This is a genomic window from Wolbachia pipientis, assembly GCA_023052945.1.
GTDB lineage: Bacteria > Pseudomonadota > Alphaproteobacteria > Rickettsiales > Anaplasmataceae > Wolbachia.
The window spans coordinates 103796-130235 of the sequence record CP095495.1 but is presented as its reverse complement, the minus strand read 5'-3'; the positions used below and the strand labels follow the sequence as shown (position 1 = coordinate 130235).

Here is a 26440-nt window from a genome sequence, read left to right as displayed (position 1 = left end):
AGATGCTCTTAAATTATGCTAAAAATCGCCATAGTAGGCCTACCAAATGCTGGAAAATCGACCCTTTTTAATAGATTGGTAGGAAGAAAAGCAGCGGTGGTAAGTAATATTCCAGGAGTGACAAGGGATAGACGTGAGGGAATAGGGAGAATTAGCGATTTGGAGTTTAAAGTTATAGATACAGGAGGATGGAACGACCAAACTAATTTTTCACTACAAGTTATTGAACAAATAGAATTTTCTCTATCCAATTCAAACATCATTTTCTTTCTTATTGATGCAAAAGTGCAAAATGAGCGAAACAAAGAATTTGCAAAGTGGCTAAAGAGAAAAATGAATAAACCTGTAATCCTCATAGCAAATAAATGCGAGAGTCATAAATCCGAAAGTGTTGATTATTTGCAGTTTTTTGATTTTCTTGGCCCGGTGTATATCTCTGCCGAACATAATCTTGGTATGGTTGATCTTTATGATGTATTAGCTGGTGTTATTGAAAATTCGAACGAAAACACTGATCTATTGGGTAGTGAGTCCAGTAAACTTAGAATTGCAATCATCGGTCGCCCAAATGTCGGAAAATCAACTTTTTTAAACAGCCTACTTACAGAAAACAGACTAATAACAAGTTCAGAGCCAGGCACCACACGTGATTCTGTAGATATTGTATATGATCATAATGGGGAGCTAATTACTCTCATTGATACTGCAGGAATCCGCAGAAAGGCGAATGTTATAGATAACTTAGAATCAAGATTTGTTGAAAAAAGCTTAGAATCAATCAAGCGCTCTCATGTGGTAGTTTTAATGCTAGACTCCCTAGTTGGTATTGAGCAGCAGGATTTATCAATTGGTGAAGCTGCAATTAAGGGAGGGAAAGGGATTATTGTTGTTTTAAATAAGTGGGATTTAATAGGTAAGGATGACAGAAGTAAGTTAATAAAATTTGTCAAACAACAGGAAGTAACTCGGTTATTCTTGGAAGTGCCAATTGTAACAATTTCTGCATTGAAAGGCATGCGCTGCGGCGATGTGATAGATAAGTGTCTTGAAGTGAGTGAATCTTTGAACAAGAAAGTCAGCACTGCAAAACTGAATAAGTGGCTAATTGATGCTTTAGATAGGCACTCTCACCCGCTTGTAAAAGGCAAAGCAGTTAAAATGAAGTATATCGCTCAAATTGGTACTAAACCTCCAGCTTTTTCTTTGATATGTAACATACCTGAAAGTGTTGATGAAAGTTACAAACGCTATTTAATTAATGACCTTAGAAAAAATTTCTTTGCTGAAGGCGTGCCAGTCAGATTACTTTTGAAAAAAAATAAAAATCCCTATGCAAAATGAATACTCTGCTTTATACTCTCAGGGATAATTTACTTAAAGTCGTGTGTAATAACTCCAGAATTCCTACAATCTTTCTGCTATCAAGTGCTTTTGCTCTAATTTTTGCATATGTGCTAGAATATTTTTTCAACATGCTGCCATGCAAGTTATGTACATACGAGCAGGTAGTTTACTATGTTGCAGGGTTACTTGCAGTAGTATGCATGCTTAAAGACAACAAAATTCTAATCTATGCAATGTTTTGCAGCTACCTCATAGGTGCAGTAATATCTTTTTATCATGTAGGCCTTGAACTCCACTTATTTCATGACATTTTAGGATGCACAGAGCAAGCAAGTGGTAACGTTAGTATAGAAGAGCTCAGAAATAATCTACTAAACCCTAATTACTCTCCATCTTGTGACAGACCTCATTATGTTCTAGGTGTTTCTTTAGCAACATGGAATTTAATTTATCTCATAGTAGCTCTGTTCGTATCAGGTAAGGTGTATTGTGGAGAAAGAAAGAAATCTAAATAATTTAAGGTACAGCAACAATCGGTTCTTGCAACAAGCAATTAGAGTAAATCATGCTGGAGAATATGGAGCTATTTGCATTTATTCTGGTCAAAAATTTATTCTTAAAAAATCTTCTATAATCAATGAAATAATTGAAATGGAAGAGCAGGAAAAAAAGCATTTTCACTATTTTAATGAGAAAATCAAAAAGCAAAAAGTTCGTCCTACTGTTTTGTTGCCAGTTTGGCGTGTTTTAGGAGTGTCACTTGGCGTTGCAACTGCCATTATGGGCAAAAAAGCTGCTATGGCTTGCACTGCTGCAGTTGAAGAAGTTATAGGAGAGCACTACAAAGAGCAAGTTTCACATTTAGAAGATGGGGAATTAAGAGAAACTATAAGTAAATTTCGCGATGAGGAGCTAGAACACAGAGATATTGCAATTCAGCACAATGCTGAAAGCGCATTTGGCTACAACATTCTATCTTCATTCATAAAAACAGGCTGCAAAGCTGCTATTTGCTTATCCAAGTTAATTTAACTAAGCAGCTTTCTTAAAGTGTTTTAAATGTTCTGATGACAACAGAAATCAGGAAGAAATTCAAGTGTAACAATTATTTTATAACTATATTTTCATATCACCATTATTAATCAATAATTAGTGTTTGTAAACTAACCACATTTAAAGTATAGACCGCAAAGGAGGCAAAAGTGCGTTTCAATTTAGAACCAGGAGATACTGCTTGTGATGGTAGAAGTAAGCTCGTAGCTGTCAAAATAAATAACGAAGAAAGAATTAACTTACCTTTCACATCTTACGCTTTCGATAAGGATCATTTTATCATACCATCACACTCTGGGACTATACATCTTAGTGCGATCCGAATAGTCGTGGTTTTGTGATGGTTAAATTCCATCTTCCCTAGACATCGGGGATAATGTATGTCTCACATCTTGGAGAATGGCAACCTCTGGGATGCAAGCATGAGACAAAAGCAGGTAATACCTAACCTTTATGGTAAATCCCTGCAAACAGAGTTAGATATGGTTACGAGAGGAACTTATGTTTGAATTGTCGTCAATATCAATATGCGAAATAAGGTTGATACGCATGGACCAAAATGGTATGAAGCACAAGAAGAATCAAGGTTTTGATGCTTGATTATGGATGTTTTCAGCTTCCGGCAAATAGTAAGAACCTAAGTTTAACGTGAAACGAAACCATGGAACGGAGTAACCACATGGAAGCTCTTATTATTCTTTATTTAAAGGATAATCAAGAAGGTAGCCAACCGAATGCTTCTATGTGGAAGGATTGTTTAAGAAGCTAATGCCCGAAGTAATATTTGGGATATGCAGACGTAAACACTGTAGTTTGGAAGGTAAAGTTGTGAATAGTAATAAATATGTTATAGACCAACAAAATGTTAGGTATAAATGGCGTACAATTCCTTGGCGTAAGTTAGAGAAATTTGTATTCAAGTTACAAAAGCGAATTTACCAAGCTGCAAAGTGTGATGATATCAAGAAGGTACATAAACTTCAAAGATTATTACTTAACTCAATGAGTGCAAAATTGCTAGCTGTTAGAAAGGTAACTCAGGATAACAGAGGAAAGAAGACAGCAGGTATTGATGGAAAGGCTAATCTTAATCAAGAAGAAAGATTGCAATTAGCATATTCTTTGGATATAAGAGAGAAAGCTAAACCATCAAGACGTATTTGGATTCCAAAACCTGGGAAAACTGAGAAAAGGCCGTTAGGCATACCTACTATTTCAGAGAGAGCAAAAGAAACACTTATGAAAATGGCGATAGAACCAGAGTGGGAGGCAAAATTTGAGCCAAACACATATGGTTTTAGACCTGGTAGATCATGTCATGATGCAATAGAGGCTATATTCATAGCTCTTGGAGGTAAGACAGCATTTATATTAGATGCTGATATTTCCGGATGCTTTGACCAAATTGACCAAAACGCCTTGCTAAAGAAACTCAATACCACACCAACTTTTAGAAAGATAATAAGAGGATGGTTGAAGGCAGGTGTTATGGAAGATGGAAAGTTTAAACCCACAAAACGTGGCACTATACAAGGAGGAACGATATCACCGTTACTTGCATGTGTTGCATTATATGGATTAGAACAATATGTCAAACAAGCATTAACAAATGAACTTTTTCAATTTATGAAAAAGAAGCGTGGTCAGGGATCGTATGAAGAGGTAAAACAATCAATAAGCGTAATCTTTTACGCAGATGATTGTGCGCCGTAGAGACACGGGAAGTGTTGAAGCTTGCAGTAGATGAGGGAGGGCCCCTCGGAGCCGGTTTGCAAGAGCAGGCTTCAAACAGCCATAAGCTGCTTTAGTAAAGAGCTAAGGTAGTGAGCGTTATGGAAAAGGCACAATTATGTGTCATGTATGAAATAGAGAGACGAACGTAAGTGAACCACTGATGAGGTGTCGAAAGCGTAGGGACGACGTCAAAACCAGGGGGTAGTCGTTAACCTGGGATAAATCTACCAGGAGCTTGTTTACTGGGTAGGTGGCGTCCGGCATAAAAGTGGCGTGAATCTATTTTAGGCTACTGCATGGAACTACGGGAACCTGTCGTTTTGATGATAAGGGAGAAGTCCAAAGAGCCGATCTCTGAGGATGAGAGTACCGATGCGAAAAACAGGGGCGGATCAGCTCGTAGTAGTGAAGAAGTTTCTGTAATGGAAATGGAGCGAAGGAGCTGAGTTATTTAGTTTTAATTATTTATCAACCGAAAGGGAGGAGTTAATGAATAAAACAAAGTCTTTTGATATGCCGAAGCAACTTGTTTGGAGAGCTTATAAACAAGTATCGAAGAATAAAGGAGCGGCTGGTGTAGACGAGGTTACGATAACAAAGTTTGAAGAAAATCTAAAAGATAATCTATACAAACTATGGAATCGGATGTCATCCGGAAGTTATTTTCCAGAGCCAGTAAAAGCTGTTGCAATACCGAAAGGTACAGGAGGAGGACAAAGAACTTTATGTGTTCCTTCAGTATCAGATAGGATAGCGCAAACAGCAGCTACAATGTATCTTGAACCGTTAGTAGAGCCGATATTTCATAAGGATTCATATGGTTATAGACCAAATAAGTCTGCATTGGATGCGGTATATACAGCACGGAAGAGATGTTGGAAAAATGATTGGACAATAGATCTTGATATATCTGGATTTTTTGACAATCTGGACCACGATTTAGCACTGCAGGCTATCAAGAAACACACAGACTGCAAATGGGTCATATTGTATGTTGAAAGGTGGATGAAAGTCCCGATTCAGCAAGCAGATGGCAACAAGGTAGCTAGGGATAAAGGAGTTCCGCAAGGAGGTTCAATAAGTCCAATCATCTCAAACATATTTATGCACCATGCAAAGGACGACGACAGAAAAGAAGAATATCCCATACAAAGCTTTGATTTTCTAGGCTATACTTTCAGACCTAGAATAGCAAAGAATAAGATGAGGAATTATTTTGTCTCATTTCTACCAGCAATTTGTAACAAAGCCAAAAAGAAGATCAAGAAAACCATAAAGTCATGGAGAATACATCGGGTCACGTGGACCACATTAGAGGAAATATCGAAGAGAATAGATCCAATAGTCAGAGGCTGGTTTCAGTACTATGGCAGGTTTTATAAATCAGAGATGTATCCATCTCTCAGAAATATAGAGAGATACCTCATAAGATGGGTCAGAACCAAGTATAAGAAACTTCGAGATCACGGAAGGCTAGCAAAGCAATTTCTAGGAAAAGTGAGAAAGAGGTCTCCAAATATTTTCTATCACTGGACACTTGGGTTAGGATCAAAAGACTAAATAATGGGAGCTGTATAAACCGAGAGGTTTCCGTACAGTTCTGCGAGAGACTGGTGGGGAAGCTCCGCCGGTCTACTCTCCTTGTCATCATACATGAGAGTGAAGAAATTATTCTTAAGGCGAAAGTTCTGGTTGAAGAATGGTTAAAAACCATAGGTCTAGAGCTAAAGCCATCAAAAACAAGATAACTCATACTCTAAAGGGAGAAAAGCCAGGTTTTGACTTTCTGGGGTTTACGGTAAGACAATATCCAGTAAATCGTGGTAAGAGAAGCTATAAAACAATAATTATGCCAAGTCGCGAATCCGTGAAACAGCATACATGGGTCATCAAACACAAACTGAAGAAATTGCGTGGTGAATCGCAGGGAGCAGTAATAAAACACATTAACCCAATTATTAAAGGATGGTGTCAATATTACACTTCAGTAGTATCATGTAAGATATTTAGTTTGTTAGATCACATTATGTTTGGAAAACTTTGGAAATGGGCAGTATATAAACACCATAACAAAGGAAACCGCTGGATCAAGGAAAAATACTTTAAAAAGTATGGTAACGATAATTGGCGATTTATGACAAGTAATGGAGTAAATCTTACCAGACATGGAGATTACGTTATTAAACGGCATACCAAGGTGAAAGGAACCAAGACACCATATGATGGTGATTGGGTATACTGGAGTAATCGTCTGAAGAGAGTACCAGATAAGCCAACAAGAGTAACAAATTTATTGAAGTTACAACAAGGTAAGTGTGATTATTGTCAACTTTGGTTTAAAAATGATGATATTTTGGAAGTACATCACAAAGACCAAAATAAGAAAAACAATATAACCAAAAACTTATCTTTGTTACATGGACATTGCCATGATAATTTACACAGAAAGTGTGCATGACAAGCACCAAATTGCAGAGGAGCCGTATGACGGTAACCTGTCACGTACGGTTCTGCAGTCGAGTGGGGAGAGGTGACTTTCTCCACTTAGATAACACTTACTGTTTGATCATTCTCAGTACTAAATAAATGCTGGAACATCTTTACACTAGAAAATAATAATGTAATGTTTTTATTTACATTTATTTGATGTATAGAATAGTAATAATCAATTACTTTATTATATAAGTCAGGATCTTTTATATTACTTGTCTCAAGTACATCCTTAACATCTTTAATTATTTGATCCTCAAAATCTTTTTCTGTTTTCAATACCTTTTCTCCTCTAGGGTTGATCAAGGTATTAAATGTATCTAACTTTTTATCATCTGCCATTTCACCCAAGTCTTTTTTTAACTCAGATTTTTTAATAACTTTATAAATTTCGTCTATAACTTCTTTAACGCTGAGTTCCCTGTCTTTGCTAAGAAGTACATAAGCTTTGTTATAAATTAAAAGCAAACCTTGTAGACTAAATTTGAGATTGAGATAGTGATCTAGATGTTCTTCCCTGCTTTTTTTTGCAAATATAGATATTCCAAGGTGATTTCTACGATCTATACTACAATCATCACGTGCACCATCATGTTGAAAGCTGCCCATACATATGAACAATGCTTCAAGCAAATTACCCTTACCAACAATTTTTATCAGCTCTTCAATTTCTTTTACCATTGCAAAACCTATAATATCCTACTTTATAGTGTAAAAGCTTTTAGTTAAGAACATATCCACCCTCCACCGATAACTTGTTCACCTTTATATGCCACACAAGCTTGACCAGGACTGATGCCAAAGTAATCGTCGTTTAAAATAACACAGGCTTTATTTTTTTCGTCAATTGAATGTATTGTTGCTAAACTTCCCGCATGTGATGATCTCAGCTTCACAGTGACTTCCATGCCTTCTTTTGGTTGTTCTAACCAATTTAACTCTTTGATCAATATTTTTTTTTGCATTAATGCGTTGATCGGACCTACTACAACCTCATTATTTTCTGTATTGATTCTTACTACATAGAGAGGTTCATTGTGTGCGATACCCAAGCCCTTTCTCTGCCCTACTGTAAAATTTACTATGCCACTGTGTTCACCTAACACTTTTCCATTAATATCTACTATTTTACCTTTCCGTACAGACTGTGGAGCTAATTTCGCTATTGTCTTACTATAGCTTTGAGAAACGAAGCATATATCTTGACTGTCTGGCTTTTCAGAGATTTGTAAGCTGAAATACTTTGCTAATTTTCTTATATCACTTTTATGGAACCCACCTAGTGGAAATCGCAAAAGCTTCAACTGCTCCTTTGTTGTAGCAAATAGAAAATAGCTTTGATCTTTACTTTTATCAATGCTTCTGCACAACTTTACCTCACCATTTTTTTCTAATCTTCTCACGTAATGTCCTGTTACGAGCACATCTGCACCAAGATTTTTTGTAACTTGCAATAGATCACGAAATTTTACCGTTTGGTTACATCTTACGCATGGTATGGGAGTTTCCCCACGCATATAGGTACTTGCAAAATCCTCTATTACTTCCTTTTTGAATATTTCTTCGTAGTTTAAAATATAGTGAGGAAAGCCAACACTTTCAGCCACGCGCTTAGCGTCGTAAATATCCTGTCCAGCACAACATGCACCTTTTCTTGCGTTAGCATTACCGTCGGTGCCATAGAGTTGAAGAGTTACACCTATCACCTGGTACCCAAAGTTATATAGCAGTGCTGCAGCAACGGAGCTATCAACTCCCCCGGACATTGCAACAATAGCCTTGGTCTGGTGCGGAGCTTTATCTTTTAGCAGAGGTTCAATTTTAAATTCTTTTAGCATAATTGCCTTAATTGATAAACGCAAATCTTGTGTCATTCCAACATACAACTGTGCAAACGTTTTGATTTGGGGGCAATTTACATAGTAGATGATGTCATGAAAGTAGCTGACACTAGAATCTAGTTTCTATTACACAAATTCATTAAAACAACATATTTATTTGTAATCAAGTTCCAGTGTCAGCTACTTGGATGATACCCTTTCCTGCTGGAAGTTGCCTTCAAATTACTTGGTGCGTGATACTGGGATCTCATTTATATTACATAATTCCATCAAAACAATTCGATAAACTACCTTCAAAAACAATTTAATCTTGCTTGAATAAAACATGGCCAAAATAATCCATGTTTTCAAGCACTTTTCCACTACCCAAGGCAACACAACAAAGTGGGTCATCTGCAACACGAACTGGTAGTTTTGTTGTTTCACTGATAACTTTGCCCAAGTTACGCAATAATCCACCACCACCGGATAAAATTATTCCTCTATCGACTATATCAGAAGAAAGTTCAGGTGGAGTGCTCTCCAGTGCAGTCCTAATAGCAGAAATTATCTGATGTACAGGCTCTATTAAACTCTCTGCAACTTGATATTCTGACAAAAGCATTTCTTTTGGCATGCCACTCACTAAATCCCTGCCTTTAATTATCATTCCCTCTTTGTTATTTTCACCTGGCAGACTGGCTGAACCTACGTTTTTCTTAATTTTTTCAGCAGTTGTTTCACCGATTAATAACTTATGATTTTCACGGATGTACGATTTTATTGCTTCATCCATAATATCGCCACCTACTCTGGCAGAACGTGAATAAACAATTCCGCCTAAAGAAATAATTGCAACTTCAGTTGTACCGCCTCCTATATCAACGATCATAGAACCCTCAGGTTCAGTAACCGGGAGCCCAGCTCCGATTGCTGCAGCCATTGGTTCTTCAATCAAAAATACTTCATTTGCACCAGCACTTTCTGCTGCATCTTGTATAGCACGCCTTTCAACTGGCGTGGATCCAGATGGAACGCATATGATAATATTAGGTTTATTAACAGTGAATTTTGTGTTTGCACTGCGTATGAAATATTTTAGCATTTCTTCCGCACTTTTAAAATCAGCAATAACTCCATCCTTTAAGGGCCTTATTGCCTCTATTTCTCCAGGCGTTTTTCCAAGCATCATTTTAGCTTTTTTACCAAAAGCATAAGGAACGTAGCTTCCTTTTTCTTTTACTCTTGCTACAACTGAAGGCTCATCAAGCACTATTCCCTGATTTTTCTGATAAACTAAAGTGTTTGCAGTACCAAGGTCTATAGCAATATCGCTAGCAAACAAACCTTTGAAAGTAAAAAGGCTATAAAACTTTCCGGTTAATTTTCGAACAAAATTCATACATAACTCAAGAAAACCATTTATTAAGACAAATTATACTTTTCAGATAAGTAGTAAGTAACGCACTCAACGTCTAAACCCTTACCTGTTACTTTTTTTAGCAGTTCCAGGCCACACTTTGCACTGTATACATTTTGAGATAACCAACTGATAAGTAAACTAAAATCTCCTTTTATTATAGCACTTAATGATTCGTAATGATTCTTTTTAACGAAAGAGAAAATCTGCACAGCAGCAATTAAAGCAATAATTTTTATAGGAAAGTAGCCCATAACACCGCTTGCCCAATATTCATCTTGAAAATAAGTGTTTAGCTCATTTTTAGCTTTTACTGGAATTTTATAGTGCTTCATACCTTCCAACCACGCATCATGCAGATCCTTAACTTCCAATGTACCATTTATTATATCCTGTTCTAACCTAGTTCTCAACATAATATGAGCTAACAGACTAAATTCATCTGCGTTCTTTAAAGAAGAAGAGGAAAGGTTTATTTCATTGAAAACCAAGTGCAAATTTTTAACACTGCTATTAGTTTTGCCTTTTATAGCAAATTTCTCTTTTATGTGTGGTTGAATGAACTCAATAAATTCTCTGGATGTTCCAATCATCCTTTCCATGAATAACCCTTGAGTTTCATACATAACATGTCTCGTAATTGGACTACTTATAGAATTTTGCGCTAAACATTTTTGATAAATCGCATAACCACTATGCCGTAAAAGTGAAAATAAACCATAACAAAAATCAGATTCATCATAATCTATAGGGTAGTAATAAGAAGTACGAATCTCATTTAGTGCAATACCCATTTGCTGTAAACATAACGAGCCAAGTTCAATCTGCTTCTGAGTAGCAACTCTTTGTATATTAGTAACCTTATCCTTTTTCTGCTTTTCAATTATTTCACCCACATTTTCGCTAAAAAATTTGCCTACCTTGGGGAATACTTCCTTTATATTCTTTTCTGTGATATCAGAGTCATAGTCAGCAAGCAGTGAGTCGTATTTCGAGCATTTTAATTGCTGCGATTTTATAGAAGCTACTTCGCGAATGAGTGTGATTAAATCAGTAAAACGTTCTTTTAGTTTTTCTAAGTTACTGGTTTCAGAATGAGATAGTTTCCATAAATTTTGACATTCAACCTTAGCTTTGGATAAAGACTTTACTAAATCAATAGGAACAGCACTGTTGCTTTTATGTATTCTCTCTATTAACTTTAGCTGCTGAGTATTTGCACTTTTTTTGTTGCCAAGAGCATCTGCTAATGATTCCTTTATTGCGTCATGAGAGATAATTTCATGTCTGATTTCTTCTAGAAGACTCATTTGTTCAACTTTGTCCTCAATATTTAATTGGCTTTGGTTGAGTACTTTTAGCGTATTTTCGATATTCTTTACCCTATATAATACTTCCTCTAAAAACTTATAAGATTTCATAATTTGTTCATTGTTTTAGAAAACATCTGTTTAATATCGTAATAGATTAATAATAAAGTTAAAAGTATATTTGCTTAAAGTACAATAAAAAATTGTACTTTTTATTCCTTTATTGGATTTTTCTACTCAGAGTCCAGCATATTATAAGAAAATTAATTGTAAGGTTGTAGAAAAAGTATTTAGTATTTTATTTCTCTTGACTATATTACAATATGGGGAGATATTAGGTGCTGAAATTAAAGTTACGCACTATTTTAAAATTTATGGAGGTTTAGTAATGTGGAGTAGACTGGTTATAATGTGCTGTTTTTGTTTACTACTTACTGGTGTAAGTTCTTGCCAAAAAAAGGAGCAAATACAACAAATAAAATGAATTCTGTTGTTAAGCAGATAGGTGATAAAAGAGTTTTCTTTGGTTATGATGAATCTAGTATTACTGAAGTAAGTGCAGATGCATTACTTGACGTAATGGAGGTGTTACAAGATAACCCTGACGCGAAGGTTACTTTAACTGGTCATACTGACAACCGTGGTTCTCATGAATATAATCTTGCGCTAGGCGCTAGAAGGGCAGATGCAGCTAAAAAATTTATGGTTAGTTGTACACCCTACATAGAAAACAGAATAAAAACTGCTTCTAAGGGTGAAACTGAGCCTTTGGTTAATGTAAAAGATGATTCTAGAAATTCTAAATATGAAAAAGAGCATGCTAAAAATCGTAGAGTGGAATTTTCATTTTCTGGAATAAAGAAGTAGTTTCTTGCATTAAAGCCTGGATCCCAGTGTCAAGCACTGGGATGACAAAAGAGAGCAATTCCGCTGCTTGTTAGCGGGATCTATATATACCACAAATAAGTCGCTGTATGACGTAGAGACTATCTGGCCATCAAGAAACATAATGAAATTAGAGTTATTATTTCAAAATATAGCTAATAGCTTTGCTTTCCATAACCAAATCGCAGTTGCAGTATCAGGTGGTGTAGATAGTATAGTCTTACTGCACTTAATGACTAACTGGGCAAAAAAAACAAGCTTTCACTTCCTATAGCATTAACAGTAAATCATGGGTTACGTTCAGAGTCTCAAAAAGAAGCTGATTTTGTTATAAGTTATGCAAAAGAACTTGGAGCAAAGGAATCGTTCATATTAAATTGGGAGAAGCAAAATATTGAAGGTAATATTCAGTTACAGGCACGAAAAGCACGATATAAGTTACTAGCAGAGTGGTGTAAAAACAATAATGTTAAATGTTTGCTCGTTGCTCATCACAAAGATGATCAAGCAGAAACGTTCTTATTAAGATTGGAGCGAGGTAGTGGCGTAGATGGATTATCATCAATGGATTACAAATCTTTCTTAAATGGTATTTATATATTTAGGCCGTTGTTAAATTTTAGTCGTAGTGAAATAGAAAAGTACGCTAAGCTTCACCGGTTAAAATGGATCGAAGATAGAAGCAACTATAACTTAAAATACAGGCGAACTTTATACCGTAGCTTACTTAAAGCAAGTGACAATCAAGAGATTTTAACAGAGCGAATATGCCTCACAGCCCTTCATATGAAAAGAGCTGCAAAAGCGTTGATGCACTACACACGCCTTGCATTTAATGACTGTGTTAATGTTCATGATCTTGGTTATATTGAAATTAAACTAAGTGAATTTTATCAATTGCCAGAGGAAATAGCCTTGAGGCTTCTTCTTTACTCTATAATGGCAATTGCCAGCAAACATTATAAACCAAGGTACAACAGCCTTATCGTAATATTTAATAAAATATTGCAAAAGGATAGTAATGTTAACTGTACACTTTCTGGGTGCAAAATAAGAAAATATGGAGAAAATATCTTAATAATTAGAGAATCGTCAAAGATACAAGAAATTACCGTAAACCTACCTTTAAATGAACTTACTCAATGGGATAACAGATTTGGCTGCACAATACTCGGAAATCAAGAGTGTTCAGTTATCATCGCTCCATTAAAAAAAACACAAAAAGTTCCTGAATTTCTGAAGGATTACAACTGCTGCCCTGAAGTTTTCTACTCTTTGCCTACAGTACAAAAAGATGGAAAGGTGCTTGCTTATCCTGATGTAAATTATAACGGAAAAAATACCAATGACGATAAGGTTCAATGCATTATTAATAGCACAATAAAACAAAATTTGGTAAGCTTGATTAGTGTTTAGTTAGAAATAAAAATGAAAAAATTTTTAGAAGGCTTATTGATCTGGTTAGTAATTATTGTTCTTATTTCAGTTGCTTATATTCAGTTCAGCGGAAATGTAGGTAAAAGTAAAACAACTATACCTTTTTCGGAATTTTTAACTAAACTAGAAGACAATGATGTAGAAAATATTGTCATAAAAAACCAGAGCATTGAGGGCAAGTTTAGGGATGGTTCAAGTTTCAACTCAAGCGGTGTTATATATAGCGATCTAATAAAAAATTTACATGATAGAAAAGTGAGATTCTCCTTTTCAACTGGAGATTCTGCCATGAACATAATTGGTGGATTACTTATCTCATGGGTCCCAACATTTATCTTTATTGGCTTTTTGCTATTCTTTTTTAAACAAACACAAGCGGGAGGCAACAGAACTATAAGCTTTGGCAAGTCAAGGGCTAGACTCATGACTAGTGGAAAAAAAGTAACATTTGATGATGTTGCCGGAATTGATGAAGCAAAAGAAGAGCTAGTAGAAATCGTTGATTTCCTTAAACAAAGGCAAAAATTTCAAATATTAGGTGGAAAAATACCAAAAGGGTGCCTTTTAATTGGCTCTCCTGGAACTGGTAAAACTTTACTTGCTCGTGCAATTGCAGGAGAAGCTAATGTACCATTCTTTAGCATTTCTGGATCTGATTTTGTTGAGATGTTTGTTGGTGTTGGTGCGAGCCGTGTTCGTGATATGTTTGATCAAGGCAAGAAAAATGCTCCTTGTATAATTTTTATAGATGAGATAGATGCGGTGGGTAGACATCGTGGCATTGGTCTTGGTGGTGGTAATGACGAAAGAGAACAAACATTAAATCAGTTATTAGTTGAGATGGATGGCTTTGAGTCTAATGAGGGCGTAATAATAATTGCTGCGACTAACCGTCCGGATGTCTTAGATCCAGCACTGCTTAGGCCTGGTCGTTTTGACCGGCAGATTACTATTTCTTTACCCGATATAAATGGGCGCGAGAAAATATTAAATACGCATATAAAGAAAATATCAATGGCCCCTGATGTAAATGTGAAAACAGTTGCAAGAGGAACACCTGGTTTTTCAGGGGCTGATTTAGCAAATTTAGTGAACGAATCTGCGCTTATTGCTGCAAGAAGAAACAAGAAGATTGTTACCATGGATGATTTCGAATATGCACGTGATAAAGTGATGATGGGTGTGGAAAGGCGATCTCTCATTATGACAGAAGAAGAAAAGAGACTGACTGCATACCATGAAGCTGGTCATGCGGTGATTGCTGTTAATATGCCTGCTTCTGATCCTATACACAAGGCAACAATTATTCCACGCGGTAGGGCACTCGGTTTAGTTATGAGACTACCAGAAACAGATAGAGTGTCCCTCACAAGAGAAAAGATGCTAGCAGATATAACTGTTGCAATGGGTGGACGTGTGGCAGAAGAGCTAATTTTTGGCTATGATAAAGTCACAAGCGGCGCATCTTCAGATATAAAACTAGCATCAGATTTATCACGTTCTATGGTAACAAAATGGGGAATGAGCGACAAAATAGGTCCGATCTATCACAATCGCGAACAAACCATGCATGGTTCTGACATGATTTCTGAAGATACGTTAAAACTTATAGATGAAGAAGTGAAGAAAGTTGTGTCTTCTTGCTATGAAAAAGCGAAAGACATTTTGACCAAGCATAAGAAAGGCTTAGATCTCATTGCCGAAAATCTACTGGAGTTTGAAACTTTAACAGGAGATGAAATAAAGGACATATTAAGCGGAAAAAAAATTGTTAGAGAGGAAAATGAGAAGAATGAGAAAATAAAAAAATCCTCTCTCTATTAAATTTGGCCTTGTTTAACTGCCAAATGAAAGTTTTTAGTTGCAGTAATGGCGTCATCAGGTAGCTATCTGACTCACAGAAACGGGGCTAAAATTCCTTGATAAACTCCGCCAGCCCCCTTATCATGGAAGTGAAGCTATTTATTTATCTTCGCAATCTGTGCAGGTTAATGACAAAAAACTTAGGATATTTGGCGTCTCATGTTTAATTTTTCGCACTACGTGCATCGCATGTCTTTAAAAATTTCTAGGTTTTTACCTATATAAGCCGAAACGCGCTTACAAAGCGTTTAAGACAGCAAAAAACGTCAAATTGACAAGGGAGAATTTGAATACTAGCTACCCTAGGGTTTCTTTGCCTTTTTTCCTGCTTAGTAAATTTCTTAAACACTTGCGGTGTAGGTTAGTTGCAAGTTAAAAGCAGCTAAATCGCTCTTAATCAAGCGTTTTAGAATAAAAAAACGCCGATATTTTAGTACATAGTAAATAGCCAACCACCAACGGGGTTTCTTTTGCCTTTTTTTCGTTTGGTAAATTTTTTAAATATTTATGACTAAACGACAATCGTCATCCCGCTACGTGTTAGCGGGATCTGTGCTAAGGAGATACCGCGAATGAATCGCGGTATGACGTAGGATTGCTGTCATTCCAGTGTCAGCTACTCGGATGACAAAAAAAGGGGGCTACTTAGATGACACTATTCGCTGTACAGTTTACCTTTAAAAATGAATGTTCGTGCAGCTATGGAATAAATCGCGGTATGACGTACCTTTTTCTACTTAGTTTGGGTTATGCAAGCATCGAACAGACGAAATCTGTCAAATCAGAAAGAAACACACAAATTTAAGTTTTTAGTAGTTTTCAAGTATAGTTGTACAGGGAGCGCCTTTGCAGTTATGACCGACATTTTCAATGGTGCCTAAGTGCCCGTATGCAAGCATGGCTTTGGAAGGAACGGTCAAATCATTGATGGAGTCATTTAGACTACCTCGGTTAGGAGATTGTACTATCAACCGTTCCAAGCTGAAGCGTTTCCCTATTACAAATTATATGTAGGGGTTACCATGAAAAAAGCAAAAAGTAAATTAGAAATAGTGAATCCTAATGCAGCAGGAATAGACATTGGTTCAGCTGTACACTATGTGTGTGTACCTGAAGGAAGAACGCGTTCAGAAATTTGGCTGCTTTACTGAAGACCTTCATAACTTAGCACAGTGGTTGAAAAAGTGTAAAGTTACAACAGTAGCTATGGAATCAACAGGAGTATATTGGATTCCTTTATTTCAAATACTTGAGTCATACAAATTCGAGGTAAAATGCACGGCATGTAAAGAATGTACCTGGTAGGAAGTCTGACGTTCAAGATTGCCAATGGCTCCAACAACTGCATAGCTACGGACTGCTTCATGGATCGTTTAGGCCAGATAATCAGATGTGTGTATTGCGCAGTTACGTGCGGCAACGCAAAAATCTCACTGAAAGTGCATCTACACATATTCTGCGTATGCAGAAGGCATTAATTCAAATGAATATACAATTACACAAGGTTATTAGTCATATTACTGGGATAACTGGTATGAAAATCATTGAAACTATAATTGAAGGCGAAAGAGATTCTGAAAAATTGGCAGAATTCAGGGACGTGCGAATGAAAAATGATCAGTCTACTATTGCAAAAGCGTTAGCTGGTGACTATAGAGAGGAACACTTATTCACGCTAAAGCAAGAATTTGAACTATATAATATTTATCAAGAAAAAATAGCAGAATGTGATAGAAATATTGAAGCCTATTATAAAACGTTTGAAACAAAGTCTTGTGAAAGCAAACAGCTAAGTAAGCAAAAGAATAAAAATAGCAAAAGTAAGCCAAGCTTTGCTTTGTATGAGGAACTGCACCGAATAACTGGTATGGATTTCACTAAAATTCCTGGATTTGATGTATTAAGTATACAAACCATAATTTCAGAAGTTGGTATAAACCATAGTAAATGGCCAACAGAAAAGCACTTTTCATCGTGGTTGGGACTCAGTCCTGCTAATAAAGTTACAGGGGAAAAAGTGTTTAACACAAGAACACGTAAAGTCATTAACCGTGCTGCAAATGCTTTGCGAATAGCTGCTCATTCTGTAGGAAATAGTAAAAGTGCGTTGGGTGCATACTACAGAAGATTGAAAAAACGACTAGGAGCACCAAAAGCAATAACAGCTACTGCAAGAAAAATGGCATGCATATTTTATAGTATGCTCAAATACGGACAGGAATATGTAGAAAAAGGAATGGAATACTATGAAACACGCTATAAAGATAGAACTGTAAAAAATTTGATCAAAAAAGCGAGCGAATTTGGCTACATATTAGTTCAACAAGAAGAGTTAGTTGAGTGAGTTTCTTAGGAGAAATAGGAGAAATCGTAGGAAAGGGTTGTTTATTTAGTGGAATGTCTGTTAAAGAAGCAGTAGAAAAAGGCTGTTTTACTAGATGTGGAAGGTGGGGCGACCAAAATTCTAAAAGTAGTGAGACCTTTTCTTGGGTGAATAAATTAAAAGATAACAAAACGACATCCGTAGGACGTTCTTGATTGGAGACAAGTGGCTATGTTTCACATAGCTACTTGTATATCAGAAATAAATGGTTAACTATTACAAAGTAAAGTAGTTTTTAAAACTTAATCCAATTTACCATAAATAATTTACTTTAATTAGTATTGCTTGTAGAAGTGTTTTATATTATAAAAAATACCTGAACTTTAAAATTTGTACTATTTGTTAGCAAGAGCCTTTATCACTGAATGCACAATATCACGCAATGTTTCATCTTTAATTTTTCTATATTCTCTTACTAATCTTGATATTTCTTCGCTGCCCACATCGCTACGGAAGGCCTTATCATGCAAGTCTTCAGAGGCTTTGGTAAAAAAATATGACATATCAACGGACAGTGCTTCTGCTAACTTATATAGCCTATCAACTATAAGCCTTACCTCTCCAGTTTCATATCCTTGTATATGCTGAAATGAAATTCCAAGCTTTTTTCCTAAGTCTCTTTGGCTAAAACCACACATTAACCTTCTCTTCCTTATTCTTTCACCTATTTGCTTATCGATAGGATGTTGTATGGTCATTTTACGTATCAGATAATATACTTTGAGAAAAAGATTTTACCAATATATAAACTACACTACGTAACCTTTTGCTCTTAATTTCATTGTATCCTTTGACTAATTTTAATATCTCCTCATCATAAGCTTCATGTGAGTCGTAATGCACATCAGTAAAAAAATCAGCAACATTAATCGATAGGGCTTTTGCTAAGTCATATAGTCTACTAGCTAAAATGCAATTTGAACCATTTTCGTACCTTTGTATCTGTCTATATGAAACACCTATTCTTTTTCCTAATTCAGTTTGTGTCAAACCACAGTATAACCTAAGCTCTTTTATTTTTTTGCCTAATTCCACCTTTCATTACTAATTTTAGCTGTTCAAGCTTATATTGAATTTTTTAATTTATAAAGTGAAAAAAAGAAGGAAAGTTGGAGAACTTTCCTTCTGGTCTACAGATTACAATAAGCCACTGTCATAAAAACTAAAGTGGCTCTTCTGTGTGACAATTATATGATCTATCAATTTCATCCCTACATTTTCACAAGTTGCAGCTAATGTGAGTGTGTTATTCTCATCCTCCTTTGATGGTTCTATATCTCCGCTTGGATGATTATGTAAAATTGCAACAGATGCTGCATCAATCAGTAATCCCTGTTTTATTATTTCCCTCACATACAGAGGTACTCTGTCTATAGTTCCACAGTCTTGAATGTACTCATATATTAAATGACCACTTCGATCTAAGTATGCCACTCGTAAGCTTTCCTTTCGTGACTGCCCTATTGCTGCTTTAAAGTATTTTAGTAGCTCTTCTCTATTATCAAGAATCGACAGCTTTTTCAACTTACCTTTCAATATCCTATCGAAAATCTCTTTCAGGCAAAAGATATTTGCTATTGCTCTATCGTTTATTCCTGTAACATTTTTTAGCTCATGAAAATCAGCATTAATTACCCTTCCTAAACTACTAAAGAGCTCCATTAGCCTTTTGGCCACTTCTCTTCCTTCTGTACACGCAGATAGATTACGTTCCAGTAGCTCATGGTCAAGCAAAGATCTCCCTCTACTTGTTAGAATACGAGTTTCTAATTTCTCTTTTCTCTCACTATTATTCATAAAAACCTCCAAGATCAACATTATATACAAATTCAACGCCAGCTTTCTGACGCAGTAGTTCTCGAGGAATAACCCTCTTGAACTCTAAATTTGCAATGTTGTCCTTGTTGCTTTAAAAGCTGGAATACCATTTGCCATATGAATTTGTGCATTGACATTTACTGTGCTAATTCCCTGAAGCGCAACGGTATTTATATTTGCAATCATAATATATTATATAAAATTGTTAATACAATATATTAAAGAAGTGATGAAATAAAGGCTACAGCAATTAAAGATGGCTTAACTTAGCAAAAAAGTGCATAGTATCCTATCGCTTTGCTGATTACAAAATGTTTATAAGGATAATAACTTTTCTTTTGCTATACTCAAGCGCGGTTTTCTGTGGTGATTGTAATTTTAATTTACCATACTGTGGGCTTAGTTGTAATCTGGATCTATCATATAGAAATTTAAGTAATATAAAAAAATTGTTGAATAACGACGATAAGTTTGTTGCGCTTACGTTTGATGATGGGCCTTCCAACAATAGAGTAAACGATATTATTAATGTTCTGGAAAGCTATGAAGCAAAAGCAACGTTTTTTGTGCTTGGTGAACGTATAAATAAAAAAACATATGAGATAGTAAAGAAAATCCATGAAGCAGGTCATGAGTTAGGCAATCACTCTTGGTCGCATAGGAAGTTGACATCACTTTCAAGTGAGGAACAATTGCAAGAATTGGAAAAGACAAATACAGCAATTAAAAATGCAATAAAACAAGATGTAAAATGGTTTCGCCCGCCATATGGATGTCATGACGATAATCTGATTAAAAATACTAATAAATTGGATATGTATTCGATATTATGGACAGTTGATTCGCTAGATTGGCAAGGTGATAAGCCAGAAGCTTTAGTTGAAAGAGTTTTAAGTAATGTACATAATGGAGCAGTTATACTGTTTCATGATCACAATAACAGATCAAACACAATTGAAGCTTTACCTCATATTATTAAAATACTAAAAAAATCGGGTTACAAGTTTATTACCTTAAGTGAGTGGGAAAAAAGGGTTTGTAATACGGTAAAAGCCAGAAGTGTAACAACAAAAGAGGGGAAAAAGTGCGTTTTGAAGGAATGTTATGTGGACAAAAAACAAAGTCTTTAACCGCAGAGCATTCATATTAGGTGGTATTCAGCTTACCATTTCCGCTATTTTTAGCTATAGGTTATATAATTTACAAATACGAAACAGACAAAAATACGAAACGCTGTCTAATAACAATAGGGTACGAATCACCGCTATTATGCCTCAGCGGGGCAAAATTTTAGATAGGAATAGCACTGAACTTGCGATAAACAAAATTTCGTATGTTGTTTTATTTGATGGTTCTGGTGAGGAGGTCGATTTGCAAACATTATCAGAAGTCGAGTCTAAAATAGCAAGATCGTCAGAAACAAAAGTAACTGCTCTTTATAAACGTTATTACCCGTTTGGTTCAATATGTTCTCATGTAATCGGATATACAAAAAGACAGCAAGGCATAAACGAAGTAGGAATCAGCGGTATTGAATATACATATGATCATATATTGAAAGGCAAGTCAGGAAAATCTGAGCAGGAAATAAATTCTAAAAAACGCGTCATAAAAGAATTATCAAGCATACCACAACAAGATGGACAAGATGTACAGCTAACAATTGATATTAATCTGCAAGAGAAAATCGCAGAGGTATTTAAAGATCACCAGGGCTCCGCAGTGGTAATTGATGTAAATAATGGAGAAATTTTAGCGCTATATAATTCACCTTCTTACGATAATAATCTTTTTGCAAGCAGACTATCAAATGAGACTTGGGAAAGCTTGAATGCTCCTTCATTACCACTTGTGAATCGTGCATTGTCGTATCAAATTCCACCTGGTTCAATATTTAAAGTAATAGTTGCGCTTGCGGGTTTAAAAGACGGGATAATAACACCAGAAGAGAAATTCTCGTGTAAGGGCTATATGAAAATAGGTGAGCGGAAATTTCGTTGCCTGAAAAGCAAAGTCCATGGGTATGTATCTTTAAATGAGGCAATGGCATTATCATGCAACACTTACTTTTATAACATAGGAAAAAAAATAAGTGTAGACTCTCTGGTGGAAATGGCCAGAAAATTTGGTATTGGCGGTGGGTCGCTGATTGGAACGTTTAAGGAAGAAGCTCCGGGATTGTTGCCCGATAGAGATTGGCGCGCACGAAAGCTATATTCGCAGTGGTATTTAGGTGACACTATCAACTTAGTTATAGGACAAGGGTATATACTTACAACACCACTGCAGCTTGCAGTTCTTGCAGCGAGGATTGCAACAGGAAAAGAGGTAATTCCCCACATTGAAATGAGTAATACAGTGCAAAATTTCCCTGACATTGATGTAGATTATGAGCATTTTAGCATAATTCGAAAAGCTATGTTTGACGTGGTGAATTCTAACTATAGAAAAGGGCTAGGCGGCATACAAATTGCCGGCAAAACCGGTACACCAGAGATAAACTCTAAGGGTGAAAGTCATAAGTTATTTATCGCTTATGGGCCTTACCATAACTCGCGCTACGCAATCTCTGTGTTTATAGAACACGGCAAAGCCCCGCGCCAAGATGTTGCTATAGCTAATGAGATATTTCAATACATGCTTGAAAGATGGTCCCTATGAGTATTAGACTTCTTGCATAACCATATAACATTGGGAATAGAAACGAAAAAACTTGCTTGACAAACTCCGCCAGTCCCCTTATCATAAACACTGAAGCTATTTATTTATCTTCTCTGTACAGATTAAATGACAAAAAACTCACGTATCTGGTGTATCATGTTTAATTTTTTGCACTATGTGCACTCTATGTCTTTATAAAATTTCTAGGTTTTTACCTAATATAAGCTGAAATGCGCTTATAAAGCATTTAAAACATAAAAAAACGTCAACTTAAAAAATGGATGGTGAATAACTAGCTACCCTAGGGTTTCTTTTGCCTTTTTTTCTGTTTAGTAAATTTCTTAATGTTTATAATTTAGGTTAGTTGCGGCTTAAAAGCAACTGAATCGCGGTTATTAAACGTTTAGAATAAAAAAACGCCATACTTGAAAGTATAATGTAAGTAATTAGCCAACCATGGGGCTTCTTTTGCCTTTTTTTTCATTTGGTAAATTTCTTAATATTTATAGCTAAACGACAACCGTCATCCCGCTACGTGTTAGCGGGATCTATGTTAAGAGATACCGCGAATGAATCGCGGTATGACGTAGGGCTACAGGTGTCATTCCAGCGCTCTTTTTTTGTCATCCGAGTAGCTAACACTGGGATCTAGACTGCAAGTAATGCATTGGGTTTTGTGAATATGGGTTTTGCGTTATAGAATGAAACACTTTTGGTGAATTTGTAAAGAAAACTGGATCCCACAGTCCTGATACAATGTTGAACATTTTTTTTTGCCCTTCCAGAGCGAGTTCTTTTAATCGAAACACTATATGTACATTATCATCATCTGACCTTACCCAGGAAAAGTGGAGAGAAAGTTGAGACGTTTTTATAGTAAAAAATGTTTTCATAAAGAGGTGCAATATGACAAATGGAAGAGAGTATACAGCAGAGTTCAAAGAAGAAGCTGTAAAACTTTTCAGAGAAAGGGGAGAAACAATTTCACAAATAGCAAGGGATCTAGGTATAAATCCCGGTATATTAGGTAAGTGGATAAAGAAGTATAACGAGAAAAAGTCAGCAGTAAATGCATTTCCGGGCAGGGGTAACGTAGCGCCTTATGATAAAGAGAGATTTGACTTAAAGAGAGAGTTAGCAAGAGTAACAAGGGAAAGAGACATTTAAAAAAAAGCCCTGGGATATTTTGCCAGTCAAAAAGAGTAAAATATCTTTTTATAAAAGAGCATAGCAATTGCTATAAAGTACAAGAATTATGTAGAATTTCTGGTGTATCTGCTAGTGGTTATTACAAATGGCTTGCTAAAAAAATAAGCAATAGGGAATTGGCAAAAAAAGATCTATTAGCAGATATTCAAAAAATACATCAAGTTTCTAAATGCAGATATGGTGCCCCTAAAATTCATGCTGAATTGAAAGCTTTAGGTAAAAATTACAACATCAAAACAGTGCAAAATGTTATGAAAGAAAATGGCATTAAGGCTATACTTAAAAGAAAATTTAAAACCAAGAAACGGCAAACTGACAATAGAGTCATAGTTCCCAATATATTAGATCAAAATTTTATTACCGATCAACCAAATAAAGTGTGGGTGACTGATATTACTTATATAAGAACCAAGAAAGGATGGCTATATTTGGCAGTAGTAATCGATCTATATTCACGTATGGTAGTTGGCTGGTCGATGAGTAGCTCAATAAATAAACAGTTGGTTATTGACTCTTTGTTAATGGCCATTTACAAGCGTAACCATCCCAAGAATCTACTATTACATAGCGATCAAGGTTCACAATATACTTCAAAAAATTACCAAAATCTACTAGCTATAAAGAACATAGTTCCTAGCATGAGTTACAAAGGCTATTGTTACGACAATTCCGTTGTAGAAAGTTTCTTTAGTTCTCTGAAAAGAGAGTTATTAATAAATACTGCTAAGTACTCCAAACAGTCTATTAAAACTGCTATATTTGAATATATAGAAATTTTTTATAACAAACAACGCAGACATTCTACTATTAACTATTGCATCCCTGAGCTTTTTGATTCATCATTCTCTTTGTAAAAACATTCCCAATTTTCTCTCCACTTTTCCTGGGTAAGGTCAGCTGCTACTTAGTTCATAAAGGTAGAGACAATGTTGAGGATGAAATAAATAGCGTTAAAAAAAATCTGGAAATATATGAGATACTTTTCGAATATGATTTTGAACGTTAACTATAGATTAGAAAAATGATAAGAAAGAGGGTAAACTCCAGTATTTGTAACCGTTCACGGATTGTGAGAATGAATAAGGAACTAGGTCCAAAGTGTGATGGTATGGATTTAGTATAAATAATTCAGGATGCTTGTGTCCACTGGTTACATATAAATTCATAAGGTTTTGAGAGTTTTGAGTCTTTTTGCGTAATATAACAAAGTTGTAAAGGTGTAACCATAATTCCTCCTTCGATGGCAATTTCTTATATATCATACCATCACACTTTGGACCTAAGCACTCCGTTCAACAAGCTAGAACTGCTATATTTGAATACATAGAAATTTTTACAAAAAACAGCGTAGGCATTCTGCTATTAATTATTGCATTCCTGAACATTGTGATTCATCATTCTTTTTGTAAAAAATTTTCTTAACTTTCTCTCCACTTTTTCTGGGTAAGGTCACATAATATCTTGACATTTATTTAATGTTGCTATATAATAGCTATGTACACTTTGTGTACTATAGCAATAAAATTACCTTGTAATAGGTGTATTGGACCCGAGGGCAGTACTCGGCGTCTCCACCATTTTTTTAATTTATATGGGGACGAATAAGGATCGACATGCATAGTAAAGATGGTAGCTTTGCTCGGTTAGACACCACCGCTAAGAGTTCATAATTTAAATGCAAACGATAATTTTGCTGCTGAAGACAATGTTGCAATAGCTGCTTAATTTAAGCACTATAACTTCATTGCTATAAGCACGGTTCAGGGAACGCCGGGTAACAGAAGTTCCCCAAAAGTTTATGTATGTGAAAGTTATATGGAGCAAACAGATTACAAAAAATTGCTTAATTCTGCCAAGTTTCAAGTTATCAAAAAGACTTTAGATGTTATATCAGGTAATGGTTTTACCCCTTACTTAGAAATATTATTTTTCACACATTTTAATGGTGTGACCATGCCAGATCGTTTAAAAAAGTCATACCCTACTCAAATGCTTATTATATTACAGCATCAATTCTATGATTTAAAAGTTTCTGAGGATAAATTTAGCGTCAGTTTGAGTTTTCAAGGAAAACAAGAGCGAATTACTATACCGTTTTTTGCTATTAGTGAGTTTCGTGATAAAATTTCAGGGGATGTTTTAATATTTAGTATCGATTCTGATAAAGAATACAAAAGTGAAAAATGTACTGAAAAATTATCAAACGGTAGTATTATATCCATAGATCAACTGCGTGATGAGTAATTTTTGTAAACAAAAAATATTAATAGAAAGAAGTGGTCTAACTTAAGTAATAGAATAGAGACCGCAGATAAATATGCTAAATCTTTATTAACGCAGATGGCAAAATTTTTCTTACATATCAGCAACTTTCTTTATTGAAAAATTCAGAAAAATGTTGTACAATTGTTACAGTAGTAGACTTTGGTAAAACTTATGGTAAGCCCAAACACTAGTATCACTTTCAGCAAAGAAACTTTAGAGTGTCTTGCTGGATTAGCTAAAGTAAGAAATAAATCCATTCAAGATCTAGCAGAAAAATTAATGCAACAAGCAATCGAATTTGAAGAGGATACAATATTAGTTGAGCGTGCTATTGAACGCGATGTTCCAGGTGCGGAAGAGGTAGATGACAGCGAAGAAATCTGGAAGTAGTCTGTACACTATCAAATATCTTAAGAGTATTCGAAAGGACATATCAGCTTTTCCAGAAACTATAAAACTAAGGATTAAAAATGCAATAAGAGGACGTATTGCAACCGATCCTATTGGTAATGGTGAACCATTACAAGGTAAATTTAAAGGACAAAGAAAACTAAGGATTTGTGACTATCGCATCATTTATCGCGTAAATACTTTAGAACGTATAGTAACTATCACTTCAATAAAACACAGAAGAGAATCTTATAAGAAGCAATAAAATGTACTATAATAGTGTATATATTTTTATACACCACTCCTTCCTCCTACCTTAGGTGCAGCTCAAAAAATGAAGTTTTTTTTGGTTCAGCAA

Annotated in this window: 24 protein-coding genes, 1 other RNA gene and 2 pseudogenes; 20 read left to right on the top strand and 7 right to left on the bottom strand. The window is 35.5% G+C overall.

The annotated features are described in order from the left end of the window. The first annotated feature begins 15 nt into the window (after nucleotides 1-15). The 7 genes from der (at nucleotide 16) to MWH06_00550 (ending at nucleotide 6589) form a co-directional block, all read left to right on the top strand. Complete coding sequence (der, locus tag MWH06_00580; protein UPA55205.1) at nucleotides 16-1341, top strand: ribosome biogenesis GTPase Der; 1326 nt, start codon at nucleotides 16-18, stop codon at nucleotides 1339-1341. Nucleotides 1342-1415: 74 nt separating this feature from the next. Beyond that, complete coding sequence (locus MWH06_00575) at nucleotides 1416-1859, top strand: disulfide bond formation protein B (GenBank protein ID UPA55707.1); 444 nt, start codon at nucleotides 1416-1418, stop codon at nucleotides 1857-1859. After that, nucleotides 1834-2376 (top strand): demethoxyubiquinone hydroxylase family protein, encoded by a 543-nt coding sequence (locus tag MWH06_00570; GenBank protein UPA55204.1) that lies wholly within the window; start codon nucleotides 1834-1836, stop codon nucleotides 2374-2376. The genes MWH06_00575 and MWH06_00570 overlap by 26 nt, the downstream gene beginning before the upstream one ends. A 170-nt stretch (nucleotides 2377-2546) precedes the next feature. Beyond that, entirely contained in the window at nucleotides 2547-2738 is a 192-nt protein-coding gene (locus tag MWH06_00565; protein UPA55203.1) for a hypothetical protein, read from the top strand. Nucleotides 2739-3141: 403 nt separating this feature from the next. After that, nucleotides 3142-4110, top strand: a complete 969-nt coding sequence (locus MWH06_00560) for a reverse transcriptase N-terminal domain-containing protein (GenBank protein ID UPA55202.1) — start codon at nucleotides 3142-3144, stop codon at nucleotides 4108-4110. 510 nt (nucleotides 4111-4620) lie between these two features. After that, nucleotides 4621-5691: a reverse transcriptase domain-containing protein gene (locus MWH06_00555; GenBank protein UPA55201.1), complete on the top strand. Its 1071-nt coding sequence runs from the start codon at nucleotides 4621-4623 to the stop codon at nucleotides 5689-5691. Nucleotides 5692-5830: 139 nt separating this feature from the next. Next, nucleotides 5831-6589, top strand: coding sequence for a hypothetical protein (locus tag MWH06_00550; GenBank protein UPA55200.1), 759 nt, complete (start codon nucleotides 5831-5833; stop codon nucleotides 6587-6589). An 86-nt stretch (nucleotides 6590-6675) separates the two neighbouring features. Here MWH06_00550 and MWH06_00545 read toward each other — a convergent pair whose 3' ends face one another. The 4 genes from MWH06_00545 to MWH06_00530 all read right to left on the bottom strand — a co-directional run bounded on the left by MWH06_00545 (nucleotide 6676) and on the right by MWH06_00530 (nucleotide 11282). Continuing rightward, entirely contained in the window at nucleotides 6676-7302 is a 627-nt protein-coding gene (locus MWH06_00545) for a hypothetical protein (GenBank protein UPA55199.1), read from the bottom strand. A 44-nt stretch (nucleotides 7303-7346) separates the two neighbouring features. Then, nucleotides 7347-8459 (bottom strand): tRNA 2-thiouridine(34) synthase MnmA, encoded by a 1113-nt coding sequence (gene mnmA, locus MWH06_00540; GenBank protein UPA55198.1) that lies wholly within the window; start codon nucleotides 8457-8459, stop codon nucleotides 7347-7349. A 307-nt stretch (nucleotides 8460-8766) separates the two neighbouring features. Then, nucleotides 8767-9843 carry a rod shape-determining protein gene (locus MWH06_00535; protein ID UPA55197.1) on the bottom strand — a complete coding sequence of 359 codons (1077 nt, stop codon included), beginning with the start codon at nucleotides 9841-9843 and terminating at the stop codon, nucleotides 8767-8769. 23 nt (nucleotides 9844-9866) lie between these two features. After that, nucleotides 9867-11282 (bottom strand): carboxypeptidase, encoded by a 1416-nt coding sequence (locus tag MWH06_00530; protein UPA55196.1) that lies wholly within the window; start codon nucleotides 11280-11282, stop codon nucleotides 9867-9869. A 309-nt stretch (nucleotides 11283-11591) separates the two neighbouring features. Between MWH06_00530 and MWH06_00525 the strand changes: the two genes are divergently transcribed. The 5 genes and pseudogenes from MWH06_00525 (at nucleotide 11592) to MWH06_00505 (ending at nucleotide 17894) form a co-directional block, all read left to right on the top strand. Further along, nucleotides 11592-12038, top strand: a complete 447-nt coding sequence (locus tag MWH06_00525; protein UPA55195.1) for an OmpA family protein — start codon at nucleotides 11592-11594, stop codon at nucleotides 12036-12038. Nucleotides 12039-12180: 142 nt separating this feature from the next. Continuing rightward, nucleotides 12181-13472, top strand: a pseudogene (gene tilS, locus MWH06_00520) (tRNA lysidine(34) synthetase TilS). Between the two features lie 12 nt (nucleotides 13473-13484). Then, entirely contained in the window at nucleotides 13485-15317 is a 1833-nt protein-coding gene (ftsH, locus tag MWH06_00515) for an ATP-dependent zinc metalloprotease FtsH (GenBank protein UPA55194.1), read from the top strand. Nucleotides 15318-16378: 1061 nt separating this feature from the next. Further along, nucleotides 16379-17700, top strand: a pseudogene (locus MWH06_00510) (IS110 family transposase). Then, complete coding sequence (locus MWH06_00505; GenBank protein UPA55193.1) at nucleotides 17697-17894, top strand: hypothetical protein; 198 nt, start codon at nucleotides 17697-17699, stop codon at nucleotides 17892-17894. Before MWH06_00510 ends, MWH06_00505 begins: the two are co-directional and overlap by 4 nt. Nucleotides 17895-18074: 180 nt before the next feature. On the opposite strand, the gene MWH06_00500 is transcribed toward MWH06_00505, so the two are convergent. The 3 genes from MWH06_00500 to radC all read right to left on the bottom strand — a co-directional run bounded on the left by MWH06_00500 (nucleotide 18075) and on the right by radC (nucleotide 19536). Then, on the bottom strand, nucleotides 18075-18437 hold the full coding sequence (locus tag MWH06_00500) for a helix-turn-helix domain-containing protein (GenBank protein UPA55192.1): 363 nt from the start codon (nucleotides 18435-18437) through the stop codon (nucleotides 18075-18077). Between the two features lies 1 nt (nucleotide 18438). Continuing rightward, a complete protein-coding gene (locus MWH06_00495) occupies nucleotides 18439-18774 on the bottom strand; it encodes a helix-turn-helix domain-containing protein (protein ID UPA55191.1) in 336 nt (111 codons plus the stop codon). Between the two features lie 102 nt (nucleotides 18775-18876). Continuing rightward, a complete protein-coding gene (gene radC, locus MWH06_00490) occupies nucleotides 18877-19536 on the bottom strand; it encodes a DNA repair protein RadC (protein UPA55190.1) in 660 nt (219 codons plus the stop codon). A gap of 359 nt (nucleotides 19537-19895) precedes the next feature. Here radC and MWH06_00485 point away from each other — a divergent pair, with 359 nt between their 5' ends. The 8 genes from MWH06_00485 to MWH06_00450 all read left to right on the top strand — a co-directional run bounded on the left by MWH06_00485 (nucleotide 19896) and on the right by MWH06_00450 (nucleotide 26347). Next, nucleotides 19896-20687 (top strand): polysaccharide deacetylase family protein, encoded by a 792-nt coding sequence (locus MWH06_00485; GenBank protein UPA55189.1) that lies wholly within the window; start codon nucleotides 19896-19898, stop codon nucleotides 20685-20687. Between the two features lie 139 nt (nucleotides 20688-20826). After that, entirely contained in the window at nucleotides 20827-22218 is a 1392-nt protein-coding gene (locus tag MWH06_00480) for a penicillin-binding protein (protein ID UPA55188.1), read from the top strand. Between the two features lie 906 nt (nucleotides 22219-23124). Beyond that, nucleotides 23125-23385, top strand: a complete 261-nt coding sequence (locus tag MWH06_00475; protein UPA55187.1) for a transposase — start codon at nucleotides 23125-23127, stop codon at nucleotides 23383-23385. A 14-nt stretch (nucleotides 23386-23399) separates the two neighbouring features. Beyond that, on the top strand, nucleotides 23400-24281 hold the full coding sequence (locus MWH06_00470; GenBank protein ID UPA55706.1) for an IS3 family transposase: 882 nt from the start codon (nucleotides 23400-23402) through the stop codon (nucleotides 24279-24281). 603 nt (nucleotides 24282-24884) lie between these two features. Beyond that, nucleotides 24885-25220: a transfer-messenger RNA gene (ssrA, locus tag MWH06_00465) on the top strand. Nucleotides 25221-25242: 22 nt separating this feature from the next. Then, a complete protein-coding gene (locus tag MWH06_00460) occupies nucleotides 25243-25671 on the top strand; it encodes a ClpXP protease specificity-enhancing factor SspB (GenBank protein ID UPA55186.1) in 429 nt (142 codons plus the stop codon). A gap of 192 nt (nucleotides 25672-25863) precedes the next feature. Then, nucleotides 25864-26082, top strand: coding sequence for a hypothetical protein (locus tag MWH06_00455; GenBank protein ID UPA55185.1), 219 nt, complete (start codon nucleotides 25864-25866; stop codon nucleotides 26080-26082). After that, nucleotides 26057-26347, top strand: a complete 291-nt coding sequence (locus MWH06_00450; GenBank protein UPA55184.1) for a type II toxin-antitoxin system RelE/ParE family toxin — start codon at nucleotides 26057-26059, stop codon at nucleotides 26345-26347. Before MWH06_00455 ends, MWH06_00450 begins: the two co-directional genes overlap by 26 nt. Nucleotides 26348-26440 lie beyond the last annotated feature (93 nt).

Excerpts from the sequence above, each read along its gene's own strand:
- der (UPA55205.1), top strand. The coding sequence starts at position 16 with ATGCTAAAAATCGCCATAGTAGGCCTACCAAATGCTGGAAAATCGACC.
- MWH06_00555 (UPA55201.1), top strand. The coding sequence starts at position 4,621 with ATGAATAAAACAAAGTCTTTTGATATGCCGAAGCAACTTGTTTGGAGA.
- MWH06_00550 (UPA55200.1), top strand. The coding sequence starts at position 5,831 with ATGGTTAAAAACCATAGGTCTAGAGCTAAAGCCATCAAAAACAAGATA.
- MWH06_00545 (UPA55199.1), bottom strand. The coding sequence starts at position 7,302 with ATGGTAAAAGAAATTGAAGAGCTGATAAAAATTGTTGGTAAGGGTAAT.
- mnmA (UPA55198.1), bottom strand. The coding sequence starts at position 8,459 with ATGCTAAAAGAATTTAAAATTGAACCTCTGCTAAAAGATAAAGCTCCG.
- MWH06_00535 (UPA55197.1), bottom strand. The coding sequence starts at position 9,843 with ATGAATTTTGTTCGAAAATTAACCGGAAAGTTTTATAGCCTTTTTACT.
- MWH06_00530 (UPA55196.1), bottom strand. The coding sequence starts at position 11,282 with ATGAAATCTTATAAGTTTTTAGAGGAAGTATTATATAGGGTAAAGAAT.
- ftsH (UPA55194.1), top strand. The coding sequence starts at position 13,485 with ATGAAAAAATTTTTAGAAGGCTTATTGATCTGGTTAGTAATTATTGTT.
- MWH06_00500 (UPA55192.1), bottom strand. The coding sequence starts at position 18,437 with ATGACCATACAACATCCTATCGATAAGCAAATAGGTGAAAGAATAAGG.
- radC (UPA55190.1), bottom strand. The coding sequence starts at position 19,536 with ATGAATAATAGTGAGAGAAAAGAGAAATTAGAAACTCGTATTCTAACA.
- MWH06_00480 (UPA55188.1), top strand. The coding sequence starts at position 20,827 with ATGCCTCAGCGGGGCAAAATTTTAGATAGGAATAGCACTGAACTTGCG.
- MWH06_00475 (UPA55187.1), top strand. The coding sequence starts at position 23,125 with ATGACAAATGGAAGAGAGTATACAGCAGAGTTCAAAGAAGAAGCTGTA.
- MWH06_00460 (UPA55186.1), top strand. The coding sequence starts at position 25,243 with ATGGAGCAAACAGATTACAAAAAATTGCTTAATTCTGCCAAGTTTCAA.
- MWH06_00455 (UPA55185.1), top strand. The coding sequence starts at position 25,864 with ATGGTAAGCCCAAACACTAGTATCACTTTCAGCAAAGAAACTTTAGAG.
- MWH06_00450 (UPA55184.1), top strand. The coding sequence starts at position 26,057 with ATGACAGCGAAGAAATCTGGAAGTAGTCTGTACACTATCAAATATCTT.